Raw genomic sequence first — 17,066 nt, forward strand, 5'->3', positions numbered from 1 at the left:
GAGCCAGCGGGCTGTCGGTGGACCAGGGTTCGTTGAACGCCAGGATCCTTGTCGGTGCGTTGTCGAGTGCGATCATGTTCGTCACCATTTTCGTGGTGCTCGACCACGCAGAGGCGGTAGCTCGGCGGGTAGGGGAGCCGTACGGCACGCTGGTGCTGACGTTTGCCGTCACGGCGATCGAAGTGTCGATCATTGTCTCCATGATGCTGCATGGAGAGAACAACCCGACGCTGGCACGGGAGTCCGTCTTCTCGACGGTGATGATCACGTCCACCGGCGTTGTCGGCATGTGTCTCGCACTTGGCGGCTGGCGTCATCGCAAGCAGGCCATCGTGCGGCAAGGGACCAGTGCCTATCTGGCGGTTCTGATCGCGCTGACCGTCATGACGCTTATTCTGCCGACCTACACCCAGACCACGGATCCCGGCACGTTTTCGGCAGCCCAACTTGGTTTCGTCAGCGTCCTTTCAGTGCTGCTCTATGCAAGCTTCGTGTTCGCGCAGACCGTCCGGCACCGGGAAGACTTTATCCAGGGACAACCACACGACGTTTCGGTGCTCGCTGCCCCTCACGAGAACATCTCTGCCAGCGCTCTGCTGCTGGTGGCCGGACTGATCGGAATTGTCATGCTCGCCGAGCAGGTCGCGGCAAGCGTCGAAAATACGCTCGTTGACTACCAGGTGACCCAGGCGGACAGCATTGTGGGGGCAATGATCGCGGGGCTGGTGTTGATGCCGGAGGCCATTTCGGCGGTGCGCGCTTCACTCAACAATGAGCTGCAGCGCGGCTTGAATGTCGCGATGGGTTCGGCTTGCGCCACGATCGGCCTGACCATACCGGGAGTCGCAGCCGCCAGCCTGCTGACGGGGAGAGGACTGACCTTGGGGCTGCCGGCTGCCGATGCGGTCCTTTTGGTCTTGGCGCTTTTCATCTGCAATGTAAGCTTCAGCACTGAAAGAACGACGTTCTTGACCGGAATGGTCCATCTTGTAGTATTTTTTACTTATGTGTTTCTGATATTCATACCATGAAAGCTTTGGTGCGAGCGAAGCGCCAGGGGGCCGGCATCCCTCGCCACCTCAGACCGCGGATTTGAGGTGGTCGATGAAGGCGCGCAGCTTCGGCAGGATCTGGCGCTTGCCGGGATGATAGAGGAAGACGCCCGGCGTCGTGGCGGCGATGCTCTCCAGTACCGGCTCGAGTTTTCCCTGCGCTATCGGAGCTTCGGCGACGGGCCGAGGGATCTGCGCCAGCCCGATTCCCCGCATCGCGGCGCCGACCATCGTTGGATAGTCATGCGCGATCAGCGGACCCGAGACCATCGCCTCGATCGCCTCGTTGCCGTTGATGAAGGACCAGGGCGCGATGGCGCCGTTCGAACGGCGCAAGCGCAGGCAGGCGTGGTGGCGCAAATCGTCCACACGCTCGGGGCGCCCGTAACGCTCGAAATAGTCAGGACTGCCGACGACCACGAACGAAAATGAGGGCGTCAGCCGCACGGCGACCATGTCGGGGGCGATGAACTGGCCGAGGCGGATGCCGGCATCGAAGCCGCCGGTCGCCAGGTCGACCATCTCGTCGCTGGCGGCGATCTCCAGTTCGACTTCGGGATAGGCCTGACAGAAGGACGCGATCACCGGCTCCAGGATCAACGGCACCACGGCGCGGGGCACCGACAGGCGCAGCAGGCCGGTCGGCCGTTGGCCGACGTCACGGGCGGCCTCGCCAGCGGCGACGATCTGTTCGAAGGCAGGGCCGGCGCGATCGAGGAACCGTTGACCAGCCTCGGTCAAACCGACACTGCGCGTCGTACGGACGAACAGCGCCGCGCCAATGCGGGCTTCCAGCGCGCGCACCGCTTGGCTCACGGCGGATGGCGTCACGCCGAGATCGGCGGCGGCGCGGCGGAAGTTGCGGCGCCTGGCGACGGCCAGGAACACCTCGACGCCCTCCAGCGTACCATGTCTGACTGTGTAGTTCTGCTTCATGGGTCGTTGTGATTACAACGGATAGTCGAACGATGGAAGCGGGCTTAGGTAATCGGCTGAAGCGGGGAGGCCGCAATGCCCTGCCAACAAGGAGGCCAAATGCCCACGGAAGTGCTGTTCCAGATCCAACTCGTCTTAGGCTATGTCGCGTGGCTGCTTTGCTTCGGCGCATACGGGCTGCCGTGGCTGAACTCGATGGACCGAACCGCGGCGCAACGCGCCATTGCCACCCTGCACAGCTTCCGCTTCTTCGGCCTCGTCTTCATCCTTCCGGGCGTTGTCGGCCCGAATCTACCCGCCGGCTTCGCCGCGTTCGCCGCCTATGGCGACTTCGCGACAGGGATACTGGCCCTGCTGGCGCTGGTCTCGGTAAGGATTCCCTGGCTGTTCTGGTCCTTCGTCGTCGCCTTCAATCTCGTCGGAGCGGGCGATCTCATCGCCGACTATTACCACGCCATCCAGGCCGGTCTTCCCGCGCACGCGGAGCAATTGGCCGCCGCCTACGCGATCCCGATCATCTACGTACCGCTGCTGATGATCACCCATATCGCCGCATTCTATTTTCTGCTGCGCCCCCGCCGCAGCGCGTCTCGCGCCGTCACCGACACTGCGACGGCGTCCTAGTCATCCGGGAACTCGGCTGCGCTTTCGAAAGCAATGGCGGCGAGGCGAAAAGCGGATGCTACCGCCGTCCGCTCCCCATCTCGCTCGGCCGTAGCGCCGTACCGCGCTCCTGCACGAGCGGTCCGAGCAGCACCTCTCCGAACAGCGGCTGGTAGCTCCGGCGCACCGCCGGATCCTCCTTGAAGGACAGCGCATACTGGCCGATCTGGTGGAAATAGGTGATGCGGGCCCTGACCAGGCTTTCGTCCGGGGGATAGCCCATGGCGCGGAACGAGCGGATCAGCAGCGCTATGCGCAAATCGTCCATGTCCTTCACCTCCTGCGCCAGTTTTCGGGAGGTTCGCGACCAGTCGCGGATGGCCAGATCGAGCAGAGGGCTGAACGGTGCTTCGTCGACCCACACATGCACGATGTCGGTGAAGAACTGCAGCCCGTCAATGTCGTGCATTTCGCGCATCGCCCAGAACGGCGCGCAGTTGATGTTGCGCCATTCCTGCAGCAGGCCGCCACGAAGATCGTCCAGACTGGCAAAGTGGAAATAGAAGCTGCCGCGCGTGACCTTCAACTGCTTGGAGAGGCGGTCGATCTTGACCTCGGCGATGCCGCGCTTCTCCAGCACCTTGCGAGCGGCGGCGATCCAGGCGTCGCGGCTGAGCGTCTGCCGCACGGTCTTCGAACGCGGGGCGGCCTTGGGCGGTCTCTTGCCTCTGGCAGGGGCGCTTTCGGCTTTCATGTGATCAAGACCTTCATCGCCATGCACGACGCCTCCAATCCGTTCGCCGGCTTCGATGCGCTTCGCGACTCTTCGAGGGTCCATCTATCGCGGAACGCGCGACCAGAGCAATTCCAGGAACCGCTCTATGGCAATGCGCTGATCCGCTCCAGCATGAGTTCGAAGAACGGCGCCGGATCGATGCGTCGCAGAACGTTGCAGTTCTTGGCGCGGCCGGTCACGTGCCACCAGTCGACCACCGTCATGCCGATTGTCTCCGGCGAGACGATGTCGACCGTCACCGCGCACTGGCGCTGCTCGTAGATATGCGGCGCCAGGAGGTAGCCGGTGACGCAGGCATCGTGGATGGGGCGCGCCGGCGTTTCGAATTTGTGGGTGCCGTACTGGCGGTAGAAGTCCGCCAGATTGGCGGCTTCGACCGCGGCGCGGCTGCCGGTTGCGCGCAGGCGGTCTAGCCACTCGGGCGTCATCAGGGCGGTGTAGGTGCAGTCTATGCCGGCCATGGTCACGGGCACGCCGCTGTCGAACACCTTGTGGGCCGCATGCGGGTCGACGAAGATGTTGAATTCCGCCGCGGGCGTGGCGTTGCCGCCCTGGAAAAAGCCACCGCCCATCAGCACCACCTCGCGCAGCCGGGGCACGATCCTCGGCTCCATGGTCATCGCCATGGCGAGGTTGGTCATCGGCCCGAGCGTGCAGACGGTCAGCTCGCCCTCCGGCGCCTCCATGATCGTGCGCACCAGGTAATTCACCGCGTGTTCGCTCTGCAGTTGCGTCACGGGTTCGGGAAGATCGGCGCCGTCCAGCCCGGTTTCGCCATGGACATACTCGGCCGTGATCAGCTTGCGCACCATCGGCGCCGGGCATCCGGCATGCACCGGCACGTCCGCGCGTCCGGCGAGTTCCACGACCTTCAAGGCGTTCTTCGACGTCAGGGCAAGCGGCACGTTGCCGCCGACCGTGGTGATGCCGACCACGTCGAGTTCGGCCGGAGACCCCAGTGCGAAAAGGATGGCGAACGCATCGTCCTGGCCCGGATCGGTGTCGATGATGATCTTGCGTGGTGCCATATTTCAGCGCTCTTCCTTTTGCGGTCGAAAGCCTATTGATGAGGCCGTTCGGATGTGTAGAAATACAGTACTGTATCTTATGTTCAAGACAGGGTGTTCGAAAATGGATGCACAAGCGCGCGGCGATTTTTCCGAAATCCCGATCCTCGACGTGTCGGCGCTCTACGGCGACGACGAAGGCGCGATCCGCGAGACGGCGGCGACGCTGCGCCGTTATCTCGAGACGATCGGCTTCCTCTATGTCACCGGCCATCCCATTCCGCGCGCCGATGTCGAAGCCGTCCGCGAAGCCAGCAAGCGCTTCTTTGCCTTGCCGGAGGAGGAAAAGCTCAAGCTGAAGATCGACCGGAATTTCCGCGGCTACCTGCCCTTCGCCGGCTCGACCATCGTAACCTCCTCCGTGGCGACGGTGAGCAAGCCGAACCAGAGCGAATCGATCTTCTTCATGCACGAGGTCGGCGCCGACGATCCCAGGGCCCGGGCCGAAAAGCCCTTGCAAGGCCCCAACCAGTGGCCGGACGAGACAGCGCTGGCGGGCTTCCGGCAGACGATCGATCGCTATGTCGAGGAGATGGGCACACTGGCGCGCAAGATGGTCCGCGCCATCGCGCTCTCGCTCGGGCTGCCCTCCGACAGCCTCGACCGCTATTTCGAGCGGCCGACCACCTTTCTGCGCCTCCTGCATTATCCGACGCAGCCCCAGGAAGAAGGCCTCTTCGGCTCGGCGCCGCACACCGACTACGGCTTCATCACCTTGCTGGCGCAGGACAATGTCGGCGGCCTGGAGGTCAAGAACAAGGCTGGTGACTGGGTTCCGGCACCTCCGGTTCCGAACTCCTTCGTGATGAATGTCGGCGACATCCTGGCGCGCTGGTCGAACGACCAGTTCGTCTCGACGCCGCATCGTGTCATCAACCGGTCTGGACGCGAGCGCTATTCGCAGCCCTTCTTCTTCGATCCGTCCATGGACGAGACGATCGAAGCGCTGCCGGTCTGCGTTCCGGCCGGCACACAGCCGAAATACGGGCCGGTGCTCTACGGCGACTATCTGATGGAGCGCATCGACAAGAACTATCACTATCGCAAGAGGAAGGCGGCGGAAGCGACCGGCGCCTGAGCGGATGCCAAGCCCGAGCCGGCCCCGAACAGCGGCCAGCTCGAGCCTTGCCTGACCAAGTCGGGCCTTGCCTGACAAAGACTGCCAACACTGCCAACAAGGAAAAGAAAGGGGAACAGCAATGAATGCATATCTGCGAACGGCCAGCCTCGCGCTGACGATCTCCGCAATCGCCTGGGGTGGGGTTTCCCGGGCTGCCGAGATTCCGAAATCCACCGACGTCAAGCAAAGCGGAACGCTCGCCGTCGCGAACACGCTGGACTACGCGCCGTTCGAATATCTCGATGCCGACGGCAAGCAGACCGGCATCATCATCGAACTGGCCGGCGAGGTGGCCAAGCTCGTCGACGCCAAGCTCGACGTGCAGCGCACGCCGTTTCCCTCGATGATACCGGGCCTGGCGGCGGGCCGCTTCAAGATCGCCTGGGAGACGTTTTCGGCGACGCCCGAGCGGTTGAAGCAGGTCGATTTCGTCATGTTCCTGAAGGCCGGCCTCGCCGTCTCGACATCGCCGGAAAAGAAGGCGAGCTTCAGCGGCGACACGCCGCTCTGCGGCAAGCGCGTCGGCGTCTCGGCCGGCAGCGCCTCGGACTTCCTGGTCGACAAGCTTGGCAAGGAGTGCACCGACAAGGGTCAGGCGGCCATCGAAAAGTCGGTCTTCAACTCATCGACGGATATCGTCCAGGCCGTGCTGTCCGATCGGGTCGATGCCCGCATGGACGATGCGACCGCATCGAGCTATTTCGAGGTGACGAGCAAGGGCCAGTTGGTGGTCCTGCCGACGCTTTACGAGGTCGCGCCGCTCGGCATGGCGATCGCCAAGGACGACAAGGAGACCGCCGACATGATGGTGGGCGCGCTTTCCGAGCTGTTCAAGAACGGCACTTACAAGGCTATCCTGGAGAAGTACGGCATGGGCGTCTATGCCATCAAGGAACCCTACTTCGTCGGCACCATGGACGCGCTTCGCGCCGAATAGAAATTACCGGCGCCTGATGGTCCGTCAGGCGCCGGCCAGCGATCAGGAGACCAGCGATGGGCGTGGCCCACCCGACCGAGATCGGCGTCGAGCCAGCAGGTGTCGCCGCCGCCGTGTCGCGATTGACCGTCGTGCCGCAGCGCCGCTACGGCATCTGGGTCGGCACGGCGCTTGCGTTGCTGCTGGCGTTTGTGATCATTCGCGCCTTCGCCAGCAATCCGGCCTTCGCCTGGGGCACGGCCGCCGGCTACCTGTTCCATCCCTCGATCATGCGCGGCCTTGGCAACACGCTGATGCTCACCGTCATCATCATGGTGCTGGCGATCGTGGTCGGCACCGTCATTGCCATCATGCGGGTGTCGCCAAGCCCGGTGCTGCGCGCCTTCGCGGGTGTCTATGTCTGGTTCTTCCGCGGTGTCCCGGCCCTGATCCAGCTGATTTTCTGGTTCAACCTGTCGCTGCTGGTGCGCGAAATCTCGGTCACTTTGCCCTTCCTGGGCACGCTGTTTGCCGTGCGCACCAATGATTTCATGACGCCGTTCTTCTCGGCTGTCGTTGCGCTTTCGCTGTGCGAGGCCGGCTACATGGCCGAGATCATCCGCGCCGGCATCAAGTCGGTGCCATCTGGCCAGTCGGAAGCGGCGAGCGCGCTCGGCATGCCCTACCGCATGATCCTGAAGCGCATCACCCTGCCGCAGGCCATGCGCTTCGTACTGCCGCCGACCGGCAATGAGGCGATCAACTTGCTGAAGATGACGTCGCTGGTGACCTTCATTGCCGTCGATGACCTGTTCTATACGGCGCAAAGCATCTATGCGCGCACCTTCGAGACGATCCCGCTCTTGATCGTGGTCGCCTTCTGGTACCTAGCGGTGGTCAGCATCATGTCGGTGGGACAGCATTTCCTGGAGCGCCATTTCGGCCGTAGCGACACGCGCCGCGAGCCTCTGACGATGCGCGCGCTGCGCAACGCCGTCAGCCTGCGCGGCGTCGCCCGATGAGCGATGTGAAGTCCGAAAATCGCGCCCGCTTCGGCGTGCCGGCCGGTTCCATGGTGTTCGCGCGCGGCGTGCGCAAATCCTATGGCCCGCTCGAAGTCCTCAGGGGTGTCGACTTCGACGTGCCCGAAGGATCGGTGGCTTGCATCATCGGCCCGTCGGGATCCGGCAAGAGCACGTTCCTGCGCTGCATCAACCATCTGGAGAAACTCAGCGCCGGCATCCTGCTGGTGGACAGCCAGTTCGTCGGCTACGACCTCCAGGGCGACAAGCTCTACGAGGTCAAGGACGATCTCCTGTGCCGGCGCCGGGCGGAAATCGGCATGCTGTTCCAGTCGTTCAACCTGTTCTCGCATATGACGGTGATGGAGAACCTGATCGAGGCCCCGACGCAGGTGCGGCGCATTCCCGCCGATCAGGCCAAGGCCGAGGCGGAGGTGCTGCTGCGGCGTGTCGGCCTCGCCGACAAGATCGACCGCTATCCGCGCGAACTGTCCGGCGGCCAGCAGCAGCGTGTTGCGATTGCGCGCGCCATGGCAATGAAGCCGAAGGTCCTGCTGTTCGACGAGCCGACATCGGCGCTCGATCCGGAACTGGTCGGCGAGGTGCTGCAGGTGATGCGCGACCTGGCCGAGAGCGGCATGACGATGGTCGTCGTCACCCACGAGATCGGCTTTGCTCGCGAGATCGGCGATCAGCTCGTCTTCATGGATGGCGGCGTGATCGTCGAACGTGGCGCGCCGCGCGAGATGATCGCCAACCCGAAATCGCCGCGAACCCGCGAGTTCCTGTCCCGGGTTCTGTGAGGTCTCCTTGTCGGGGCGCGGTCCCACTTCTCGGGATCACGCCAACGCCGCTGGACCCAGGCTGCGGATGATCTTGGCAAGTTCGACGCACTCGCCGTGCCTGGTACTGTTGCGACGCCAGGCAAGGCAAATCATGCGTTGCGGCATCGGCTCCTGAAACGGCACGATCTTCAAGTCCGGGATGGTGCCCGCTGGCCCGGCCGCCATTTCGGGGACGAGCGTGACGCCGAGCCCGTGCGCCACCATCTGCAAGAGCGTGGTCAGGCTGGTGGCGCCGTAGCTTGCCATCGCCACCGGGCGTACATTGCCGCAGACGGCCAGCGCCTGTTCGCGCAGGCAATGACCTTCCTCCAGCAGCATCAGCCTCTCCAGTGCCGGGCTCTCGGGCGGAACCGGCGGCGAGGCGAAGGCGGGATCGCCTGATGGCACGGCCAGGAAGAACCTGTCGGGAAACAGTGCCTCGGTGGTCAGGCCGGGATGATCGAGCGGAAGCGCGGCAATGAAGGCGTCGAGCTTCCGCGATGCGGTGTCCTCGACCAGGGACGTGGTGACGGCCTCGCGCAGTTCGAGCAGCAAGGCCGGAAAGTGCTTTTTCAGCTCGGGCAGGGCACGCGGCAAGAGATAGGGCGCGACGGTCGGGATGATGCCAAGGCGGAAGCGTCCCTCCATGGCCATGCGGCCGCGCCGGGCCGTCGTTTCAACGTCGCGTATGGCGGCCAGGATATGTTCGATGCGCGGCAAAAGCGCTGCCGCTTCGTCGGTCATCCGGACCGACTTGCCGCCACGTTCGAACAGCCGGCAGTTCAGCCGCTGCTCCATCTCCGCGATCTGCGCGGACAGCGCCGGCTGGCTGACACCGGCCAGTTTTGCCGCACGCCCGAAATGCAGCGTCTGGGCCAGCATTTCGAAATAATGCATCTGGCGAACCGTCAATCCTATCACGCGGCAATCCTATCATGCGGGCAATCCTACCATAAGGAAATCCTATCAAAACAAACGGGAAAGGCAATTTGTCTTTATCGGCAAGGCGGCCTAGTCTGGAACAATTCCAGATTGGTGCGGCCACTGGCTGGCCCCAGAATCTTGGCAAAGATCAAACCTCGGCAAATCGGAGACGAACATGGACGCGAAAACCGACGACAACAGCGCGGGCAAATGCCCTGTGGCGCATGGATCCGCCGGCCGGACCAACCGTGACTGGTGGCCGAACCAGCTCGACCTCGGCGTTCTCCACCAGCAGTCGAACCTGTCGGACCCGATGGGCGAGGATTTCGACTACGCCAAGGAATTCGCGAGCCTCGATCTCGATGCGGTCATCCAGGACCTGCACAAGGTCATGACGGATTCGCAGGATTGGTGGCCGGCGGACTTTGGCCACTATGGACCGCTCTTCATCCGCATGGCCTGGCACAGCGCCGGCACCTACCGCATCGGTGATGGCCGCGGCGGCGCCGGTGCCGGCCAGCAGCGCTTCGCGCCGCTGAACAGTTGGCCGGACAATGCCAATCTCGACAAGGCGCGCCGGCTCTTGTGGCCGGTCAAGCAGAAATACGGCCGCAAGATCTCCTGGGCCGACCTGCTGATCCTCACCGGCAACGTCGCGCTGGAATCGATGGGCTTCAAGACCTTCGGCTTCGCCGGCGGCCGCGCCGACGTCTGGGAACCTGAGCAGGACGTGGACTGGGGTTCGGAAACCAAGTGGCTGGACGACCAGCGCTACTCCGGCGATCGCGAACTCCAGGGCCATCTCGGCGCCGTGCAGATGGGCCTCATCTACGTCAATCCCGAAGGACCGAACGGCAAGCCCGATCCGCTGGCTTCGGCCCGCGACATCCGTGAAACCTTCGGCCGCATGGCCATGAACGACGAGGAAACCGTGGCGCTGATCGCCGGCGGCCACACGTTCGGCAAGACCCATGGCGCCGGCGATGCATCGCTGGTTGGCGCCGAGCCGGAAGGCGCCGGCATCGAAGCGCAGGGCCTCGGCTGGTCGAGCAAGCATGCCACTGGCATTGCCGGCGATGCCATCACTTCGGGCCTCGAAGTGACCTGGACGACGACGCCGACCAAGTGGAGCAACAACTTCTTCGACAATCTGTTCAACTACGAATGGGAGCTGACGAAGAGCCCGGCGGGCGCCCATCAGTGGACCCCCAAGGGTGGCGCCGGCGCCGGCACGGTGCCGGATGCGCACGATCCCTCGAAGCGCCGCGCGCCGTCCATGCTGACCACCGACCTCGCGCTGCGCGTCGATCCGGCCTATGAGAAGATCTCGCGGCGTTTCCATCAGCATCCGGATCAGTTCGCCGATGCCTTCGCCCGCGCCTGGTTCAAGCTGACCCATCGCGACATGGGTCCGGTCGTGCGCTATCTCGGCCCGTTGGTGCCGAAGGAAGAACTGATCTGGCAGGATCCGATCCCCGCGATCGATCACGAACTGGTCGGCGAGCAGGATATCGCCTCGCTGAAGGCGAAGATCCTGGCCTCGGGCCTGTCGGTTTCCGAACTCGTCTCGACCGCCTGGGCATCGGCCTCGACGTTCCGCAATTCCGACAAGCGTGGCGGCGCCAACGGCGCCCGTATCCGGCTGGCACCGCAGAAAGACTGGGACGTCAACCAGCCGGCTGAACTATCGAAAGTGCTTGCCAAGCTCGAAGGCATCCAGAAGGAGTTCAACGCGGCGCAGACGGGCGAGAAGAAGATCTCGCTCGCCGACCTGATCGTCCTCGGCGGCGTCGCCGCGGTCGAGAAGGCGGCGAAGGACGGTGGCCAGGAGGTGAAGGTGCCGTTTACGCCCGGTCGCATGGACGCTTCGCAGGAGCAGACGGATGTCCACTCCTTTGCCGCGCTCGAGCCGAAAGTCGATGGCTTCCGCAACTATGTCAGGGGCAAGCAGCCGATGTCGGTCGAAGCCATGCTGGTCGACCGCGCGCAGTTGCTGTCGCTGACCGCTCCCGAAATGACGGTGCTGGTCGGCGGGTTGCGCGTGCTCGGCGCCAACGCTGGCGGCTCGAAGCACGGCGTGTTCACCGATAGGCCGGGCACTTTGACCAACGACTTCTTCGTCAACCTGCTCTCGATGAGCACGGTCTGGGATCCGGCAGCCGGTTCGGTTCCGGGTTCGGAGGAAGTGTACGAGGCCCGTGACCGCAAGACCAAGGCTGTCAGATGGACCGGCACCCGCGCCGACCTGATCTTCGGCTCGCATGCGCAACTGCGTGCGCTTGCCGAAGTCTACGGATCCAGCGACGCCGGACAGAAATTCGCCAGGGATTTCGTCGCGGCCTGGACCAAGGTGATGAACGCCGACCGCTTCGACATCGCAGGCTGATTCCGGCGTAAGGACCCGACAAAAAGAGGCGCGGGCCGTGGCCCGCGCCTTTTATTTCAGCTTTCGAGATCAATCCTTCTCGAAGATGCGTGCCTTGGCGACGACGCCGGCAATGGCGCCGCCGATCAGCGGCGCGACGATGAACAGCCAGAGCTGGCTGAGTGCCGCACCGCCCGTAAACAGCGCCGGGCCGATGGAGCGCGCCGGATTGACCGAGGTGCCGGTGACCGGGATCATGGCGAAGTGAATGCCCGCGAGCGTCAGGCCGATGACCAGGCCGGCAAATGCCGTCGAGTGCTTTTCGGCGGTAACGCCGAGGATCACGGTGACGAAGGTGAAGGTGCCGATCAGTTCCCACAGGAACGCCGAGCTCATGCCCCATTTCGTCTCGTCCCAGCCATTGGCGCCAAAGCCGCCGGTGTGGCCGCCGGCCTGGCCGGAAACGATGATCCAAAGCGCCAGCGAAGCCAGAATGGCCCCGATGATCTGCGCGATCCAATAGGGGATGACGTCCTTGGCTGGCAGCCGTCCGGCAAGGAAGACACCGAGTGTCACAGCCGGATTGAGATGTGCGCCCGAAATGGGACCGATCGCATAGGCCGCGGCGATGAGGCCGATGCCGAATGCCAGACCGATGCCTTCCTGGCCGAGCGGCAGCGCGCCGCCGAAGCCGCCCGTCACCACCGACGCCGTGCCGATGAACACCAACAGAAATGTGCCTAGAACTTCCGCCAGATAAGTCTTCATTGCCCTCTCCTCGTGACGATCCGCCGGTCTACGTTTTCTGCGCCGCGAATCATGGCGGCAAGAGTATTCCCAACCGAAAAACTTGGAAAGCAGAGCCGTTGCGCCACGCGCCGTGCTTGACGCGCCAGTATGAACATTAGAGATCTTTCATCTATTGATCGATCTGCTGTTGGTTGCCAGAGAGAGTTACTGGTCGGCAAATTTCGCTGGCAACAGTCGGGATGGCGCCACGCCGCGAGACGGAGCGGGGTTCAATCCGGACGTGAAAGGTTCTAAGAGCAGGCCGAGATGCTGTGCTCGATTTGATGGAATGACGAATGCGACTGGGCGGAAGGCTGGCTGCGGCCATCGAAGTGCTGGAAGACGTTGGCCGGCGTCACCGGCCGGTGGCCGATGCGCTGAAGGACTGGGGCCTCTCGCACCGTTTCGCCGGCGGCGGCGATCGCGCGGCGATCGGCAACATCGTCTATGACGCGTTGCGCCACAAGCGCTCCGCCGGCTGGCTGCTCGGCGAAGACACGCCGCGCGCCATCGGCTTCGGCGCGCTGCTGCTCGAATGGGGCCAGACGGCGCAGTCGCTCAACGACGCGCTCGACGGTGACAAGTTCGCGCCGCCGCTGCTCGGCGCCACCGAGCTCCAGGCAATCGCCGAACGCCGGCTTGCCGACGCGCCGTCCGCGGTGCGGGCCGACATACCGGACTGGTGCGAACCGCTTTTTGGACGTGCCTTTGGCGAAAAATGGGTCGAGGAAGGTGCGGCGCTGGCGACACGTCCTCCGCTCGACATCAGGGTCAACACGCTGCAGGCCGATCGCAAGAAGGTCCTGGCGGAACTGGCCGATACCGGCGCCCAGGCTGCCCGCATCGCGCCAAACGGCATCCGCATCGCGCCCATCGATGGCGACGGCAGGCATCCGAACGTACAGGCAGAGCCGGCCTTCCAGAAGGGCTGGTTCGAGGTCCAGGACGAAGGCTCGCAAATAGCGGCCGCGCTGGCCGGTGCCGAGGCTGGCATGCAGGTGCTCGACTTCTGCGCCGGCGCCGGCGGCAAGACGCTGGCGCTGTCGGCTCAGATGGGCAATACGGGCCAGATCTTCGCCCATGATGCCGAAAAGGCGCGGCTGGCGCCGATCTTCGACCGCATCCGCCGCTCGGAAAACCGCAATGTGCAGGTGGTCACCAAGCCGGCCGAGCTTGCGCCGCTCTCGGGTCATATGGACGTCGTGCTGGTCGACGCACCCTGCACCGGCAGCGGCACCTGGCGCCGCCGTCCCGACGCCAAATGGCGCCTGACGCAAAGACAGCTCGATGCCCGCAAGGGCGAACAGTCGGCGATCCTCGACGCCGCCAGCATCTATGTCAAACCCGGCGGCCTGCTGATCTATATCACCTGCTCGGTATTCCCCGAGGAAAATGGCGAACAGGTCGCCGCGTTTCGCGGGCGCAACAGCGGCTTCGTCCCGGTCGATCACCGCGCGCTGTGGGACAGCCATTTCCCGGGGCACGAGGCGGCCGCGCGGATCGGCGCCGGCGGGGATATTTCGCTGTCGCCGGCGCTGAGCGGCACCGATGGTTTTTATGTCTGTGCCATGCGCAGGCCCGGGTGAACGTATCGGCTGGCGCCGAAGGGTGGCGGGTTCGTTTCGCTGTCGCAGGTCAAGCCGATTGCTGCACTGCAGCAAAAGCGTTTGCCTGCCGCCCGTGCCTCTGCAATAAGCTTTTCCGGCAAAAGTGAAGGCAATGGCGATGGCGGCAAAGATCGTACCGGCTCCAGACTATGAGGATCGCGTCAGGGCGTCCTTTGCACGCCAGCAGGCGATGGCGACGATCGGCGCCGAACTGACGCTGGTGACGCCGGGGATCATCGAGATCGAGATGCCCTATTCGGCTGCACTGACCCAGCAGCACGGCTTTCTGCATGCCGGCGTCATTTCGACCGCGCTGGACTCGGCCTGTGGTTATGCCGCCTTCTCGCTGATGCCGGAGAATTCCGGCGTGCTGACCATCGAGTTCAAGGTCAACCTGCTGGCGCCCGGCCGAGGCGAACGGTTCCTGTTCCGCGGTTCCGTGACCAAACCCGGCCGCACCATCATCGTCGCCGATGGCCAGGCCTACGCCTTCGCCGCCGACGGCGAGGCCAAGCTGATCGCCACCATGACCGGGACCATGATGACGGTGGTCGGCCGCGACGGGATTGCAGGCTGATGGGCAACGTTGTGCGAATTGGCGGCAAGGACGTCCTGTTCGTCATGGCGGCGCAAGCCGAATACGGCCCACATCTGCAAAAACTGTTCACGCCGCTGATGACCGGTGTCGGCCCGGTCGAGGCAGGTGTGCGCCTCGGCGCCGAACTCTCCCGGTTGAAGTCTGAAAAAGCCTTGCCGGATCTTGTCGTATCGCTCGGCTCAGCCGGCAGCCGGACCTTGGAGCAGACCGAAATCTACCAGGCCGTCTCCGTCGGCTATCGCGACATCGACGCCTCGCCACTCGGCTTCGAGAAAGGCGCGACGCCGTTCCTCGACCTGCCGGTGACCGTGCCGCTGCCGTTCAGGATTCCGCAGATCAAGGAAGCCACGCTATCGACCGGCGGCGCGATCATCACCGGCGCGGCCTACGACACGATCATGGCTGACATGGTCGACATGGAGACCTTCGCTTGCCTGCGCGCCTGCCAGCTGTTCGATATCCCGCTGATCGGCCTGCGCGGCATTTCCGACGGAGCGGCCGATCTCAGGCACGTCGGTGACTGGACGGAATATCTGCATGTCATCGACGAAAAGCTGGCGGACGCCGTCATTCGCCTCGAACAGGCGATCGGCTCTGGCTTGCTTCGCGTCCAGCCGACCCGTGAAGACCCGAGCCCGGTCTGAAAGTCAGGCACCGCAACCCATTGCGCCGACTCATTTCTTTCTCTAAACGCTCGCCATGAAAACAGCCAATCATCCCGACACCGTCCTGATTGTCGATTTCGGCAGCCAGTTCACCCAGCTCATCGCCCGCCGCATCCGCGAGGCGGGTGTGTTTTCAGAGATCGTGCCGTTCCAGTCGGCCGAAGCGGCGTTCAAGCGCATCAATCCGAAAGCCGTGATCCTGTCGGGCGGGCCGGCCTCGACGTCGGACATCGGCAGCCCGCGTGCGCCGCAGATCGTCTTCGACGCCGGCGTGCCGGTGCTCGGCATCTGCTACGGCCAGATGGCCATGTGCGTGCAGATGGGCGGTGTCGCTGAAAGCTCCAACCATCGCGAGTTCGGCCGCGCCTTCGTCGAGATCGAGAAGGACAGCCCGCTGTTCGAGGGCCTGTGGGCGACCGGGCAGCGGCACCAGGTCTGGATGAGCCATGGCGACCGCGTCATCGCCCTGCCGCCGGCCTTCGAGGTATTCGGCAAGTCCGAGAGCTCGCCCTTTGCTATTTTCGGCAATATCGAGCGCCGTATGTACGGCATCATGTTCCATCCCGAGGTGGTGCACACGCCTGATGGAGCCAGGCTGCTCAGGAACTTCGTCCACAACATCGCCGGCATCGAGGGCGACTGGACGATGCGCGCCTATCGCGAACATGCTGTCGAGACGATCCGCAAGCAGGTCGGCAAGGGCAAGGTGATCTGCGCGCTGTCGGGTGGCGTGGACTCCTCCGTCGCCGCGCTGCTGATCCACGAGGCAGTCGGCGACCAGCTCACCTGCATCCTTGTCGACCACGGCCTGATGCGCAAGGACGAGGCAGCGGGCGTGGTGGCGATGTTCCGGCAGCACTACAATCTGCCGTTGATCCTGGTCGATGCCTCGGACAAGTTCATCTCCGCGCTGGAAGGCGAATCCGACCCGGAGAAGAAGCGCAAGACCATCGGCCGTCTGTTCATCGAAGTGTTCGAAGAAGAAGCGAAGAAACTCGGCGGTGCGGATTTCCTGGCGCAAGGCACGCTCTACCCCGACGTCATCGAAAGCGTCTCCTTCACCGGCGGCCCGTCTGTGACCATCAAGTCGCACCACAATGTCGGCGGCCTGCCCGAGCGCATGAACATGAAGCTGGTCGAGCCGTTGCGTGAACTGTTCAAGGACGAGGTGAGGGCGCTCGGCAAGGAGCTTGGCCTGCCCGAAAGCTTCATCGGCCGCCACCCGTTCCCCGGCCCGGGCCTCGCCATCCGCTGCCCCGGCGGCATCACGCGGGAAAAGCTGGAGATCCTGCGCGAGGCCGACGCCATCTACCTCGACGAGATCCGCAAGGCCGGCCTCTACGATGCCATCTGGCAGGCTTTCGCCGTGCTGCTGCCGGTGCAGACCGTCGGCGTGATGGGCGACGGCCGCACCTACGAATTCGTCTGCGCGCTGCGCGCTGTCACTTCGGTCGACGGCATGACGGCCGATTTCTACCACTACGACATGGCCTTCCTCGGCGCCGCCGCCACCCGCATCATCAACGAGGTCCGCGGCATCAACCGCGTCGTCTACGACGTCACCTCGAAGCCGCCCGGGACAATTGAGTGGGAATAAAGCTCGGTCGTTCGCCAGCATTCGGCGACTATCGCGGAAACGTCATTAAGCGATTGAATTTAATCTGCTTTGGTCTCTACGTCTATCGCTGACTATCGCCCCTAAGCGGAATCATTTGGCGGTAGATCTGACGGCATTCCTTTTCGCACCATCTTCCCTACAGACTGATGCCGTCACTGCGCCGG

At 63.9% G+C, this 17,066-nt stretch carries 16 protein-coding genes; 11 read left to right on the plus strand and 5 right to left on the minus strand.

The genetic code is table 11. From position 1 onward, the window contains the following. The first annotated feature begins 74 nt into the window (after positions 1-74). On the plus strand, positions 75-1,031 hold the full coding sequence (locus tag AC0NIH_RS13500; RefSeq protein ID WP_473461662.1) for a calcium:cation antiporter: 957 nt from the start codon (positions 75-77) through the stop codon (positions 1,029-1,031). A 48-nt stretch (positions 1,032-1,079) separates the two neighbouring features. Here AC0NIH_RS13500 and AC0NIH_RS13505 read toward each other — a convergent pair whose 3' ends face one another. After that, entirely contained in the window at positions 1,080-1,988 is a 909-nt protein-coding gene (locus tag AC0NIH_RS13505) for a LysR family transcriptional regulator (RefSeq protein WP_473461664.1), read from the minus strand. 99 nt (positions 1,989-2,087) lie between these two features. Between AC0NIH_RS13505 and AC0NIH_RS13510 the strand changes: the two genes are divergently transcribed. Beyond that, complete coding sequence (locus AC0NIH_RS13510; RefSeq protein WP_473461666.1) at positions 2,088-2,612, plus strand: hypothetical protein; 525 nt, start codon at positions 2,088-2,090, stop codon at positions 2,610-2,612. Between the two features lie 58 nt (positions 2,613-2,670). On the opposite strand, the gene AC0NIH_RS13515 is transcribed toward AC0NIH_RS13510, so the two are convergent. Both AC0NIH_RS13515 and AC0NIH_RS13520 read right to left on the minus strand, forming a co-directional pair. Then, entirely contained in the window at positions 2,671-3,345 is a 675-nt protein-coding gene (locus AC0NIH_RS13515; protein WP_473461732.1) for a TetR/AcrR family transcriptional regulator, read from the minus strand. A gap of 125 nt (positions 3,346-3,470) precedes the next feature. Beyond that, a complete protein-coding gene (locus AC0NIH_RS13520; RefSeq protein WP_473461669.1) occupies positions 3,471-4,415 on the minus strand; it encodes a nucleoside hydrolase in 945 nt (314 codons plus the stop codon). Between the two features lie 103 nt (positions 4,416-4,518). Here AC0NIH_RS13520 and AC0NIH_RS13525 point away from each other — a divergent pair, with 103 nt between their 5' ends. The 4 genes from AC0NIH_RS13525 (at position 4,519) to AC0NIH_RS13540 (ending at position 8,315) form a co-directional block, all read left to right on the plus strand. After that, positions 4,519-5,532: an isopenicillin N synthase family dioxygenase gene (locus AC0NIH_RS13525; protein WP_473461671.1), complete on the plus strand. Its 1,014-nt coding sequence runs from the start codon at positions 4,519-4,521 to the stop codon at positions 5,530-5,532. A 121-nt stretch (positions 5,533-5,653) separates the two neighbouring features. Continuing rightward, positions 5,654-6,511 (plus strand): ABC transporter substrate-binding protein, encoded by an 858-nt coding sequence (locus AC0NIH_RS13530; RefSeq protein ID WP_473461673.1) that lies wholly within the window; start codon positions 5,654-5,656, stop codon positions 6,509-6,511. Between the two features lie 56 nt (positions 6,512-6,567). Next, positions 6,568-7,512, plus strand: a complete 945-nt coding sequence (locus AC0NIH_RS13535) for an amino acid ABC transporter permease (RefSeq protein ID WP_473461676.1) — start codon at positions 6,568-6,570, stop codon at positions 7,510-7,512. 50 nt (positions 7,513-7,562) lie between these two features. Further along, positions 7,563-8,315, plus strand: coding sequence for an amino acid ABC transporter ATP-binding protein (locus tag AC0NIH_RS13540; protein WP_434221418.1), 753 nt, complete (start codon positions 7,563-7,565; stop codon positions 8,313-8,315). A gap of 36 nt (positions 8,316-8,351) precedes the next feature. On the opposite strand, the gene AC0NIH_RS13545 is transcribed toward AC0NIH_RS13540, so the two are convergent. Then, a complete protein-coding gene (locus tag AC0NIH_RS13545) occupies positions 8,352-9,257 on the minus strand; it encodes a hydrogen peroxide-inducible genes activator (RefSeq protein ID WP_473461678.1) in 906 nt (301 codons plus the stop codon). A gap of 178 nt (positions 9,258-9,435) precedes the next feature. On the opposite strand from AC0NIH_RS13545, the gene katG reads away from it, so the two are divergent. Continuing rightward, positions 9,436-11,646, plus strand: coding sequence for a catalase/peroxidase HPI (gene katG / locus AC0NIH_RS13550; RefSeq protein WP_473461680.1), 2,211 nt, complete (start codon positions 9,436-9,438; stop codon positions 11,644-11,646). 69 nt (positions 11,647-11,715) lie between these two features. Here katG and AC0NIH_RS13555 read toward each other — a convergent pair whose 3' ends face one another. Further along, on the minus strand, positions 11,716-12,393 hold the full coding sequence (locus AC0NIH_RS13555; RefSeq protein ID WP_010914441.1) for an MIP family channel protein: 678 nt from the start codon (positions 12,391-12,393) through the stop codon (positions 11,716-11,718). A 317-nt stretch (positions 12,394-12,710) separates the two neighbouring features. Here AC0NIH_RS13555 and AC0NIH_RS13560 point away from each other — a divergent pair, with 317 nt between their 5' ends. The 4 genes from AC0NIH_RS13560 to guaA all read left to right on the plus strand — a co-directional run bounded on the left by AC0NIH_RS13560 (position 12,711) and on the right by guaA (position 16,881). Then, positions 12,711-14,000, plus strand: coding sequence for an RsmB/NOP family class I SAM-dependent RNA methyltransferase (locus tag AC0NIH_RS13560; RefSeq protein WP_473461683.1), 1,290 nt, complete (start codon positions 12,711-12,713; stop codon positions 13,998-14,000). Positions 14,001-14,139: 139 nt separating this feature from the next. Then, complete coding sequence (locus AC0NIH_RS13565) at positions 14,140-14,598, plus strand: PaaI family thioesterase (RefSeq protein ID WP_023686843.1); 459 nt, start codon at positions 14,140-14,142, stop codon at positions 14,596-14,598. After that, the gene (locus tag AC0NIH_RS13570; RefSeq protein WP_473461688.1) at positions 14,598-15,263 is read left to right on the plus strand and encodes a 5'-methylthioadenosine/S-adenosylhomocysteine nucleosidase; all 666 of its coding nucleotides are present in this window, start codon (positions 14,598-14,600) and stop codon (positions 15,261-15,263) included. The genes AC0NIH_RS13565 and AC0NIH_RS13570 overlap by 1 nt, the downstream gene beginning before the upstream one ends. A 55-nt stretch (positions 15,264-15,318) precedes the next feature. Then, positions 15,319-16,881, plus strand: a complete 1,563-nt coding sequence (gene guaA, locus AC0NIH_RS13575; protein WP_473461689.1) for a glutamine-hydrolyzing GMP synthase — start codon at positions 15,319-15,321, stop codon at positions 16,879-16,881. The last annotated feature ends 185 nt before the right edge of the window (positions 16,882-17,066 follow it).

The organism is Mesorhizobium sp. WSM1386 (assembly GCF_055901595.1).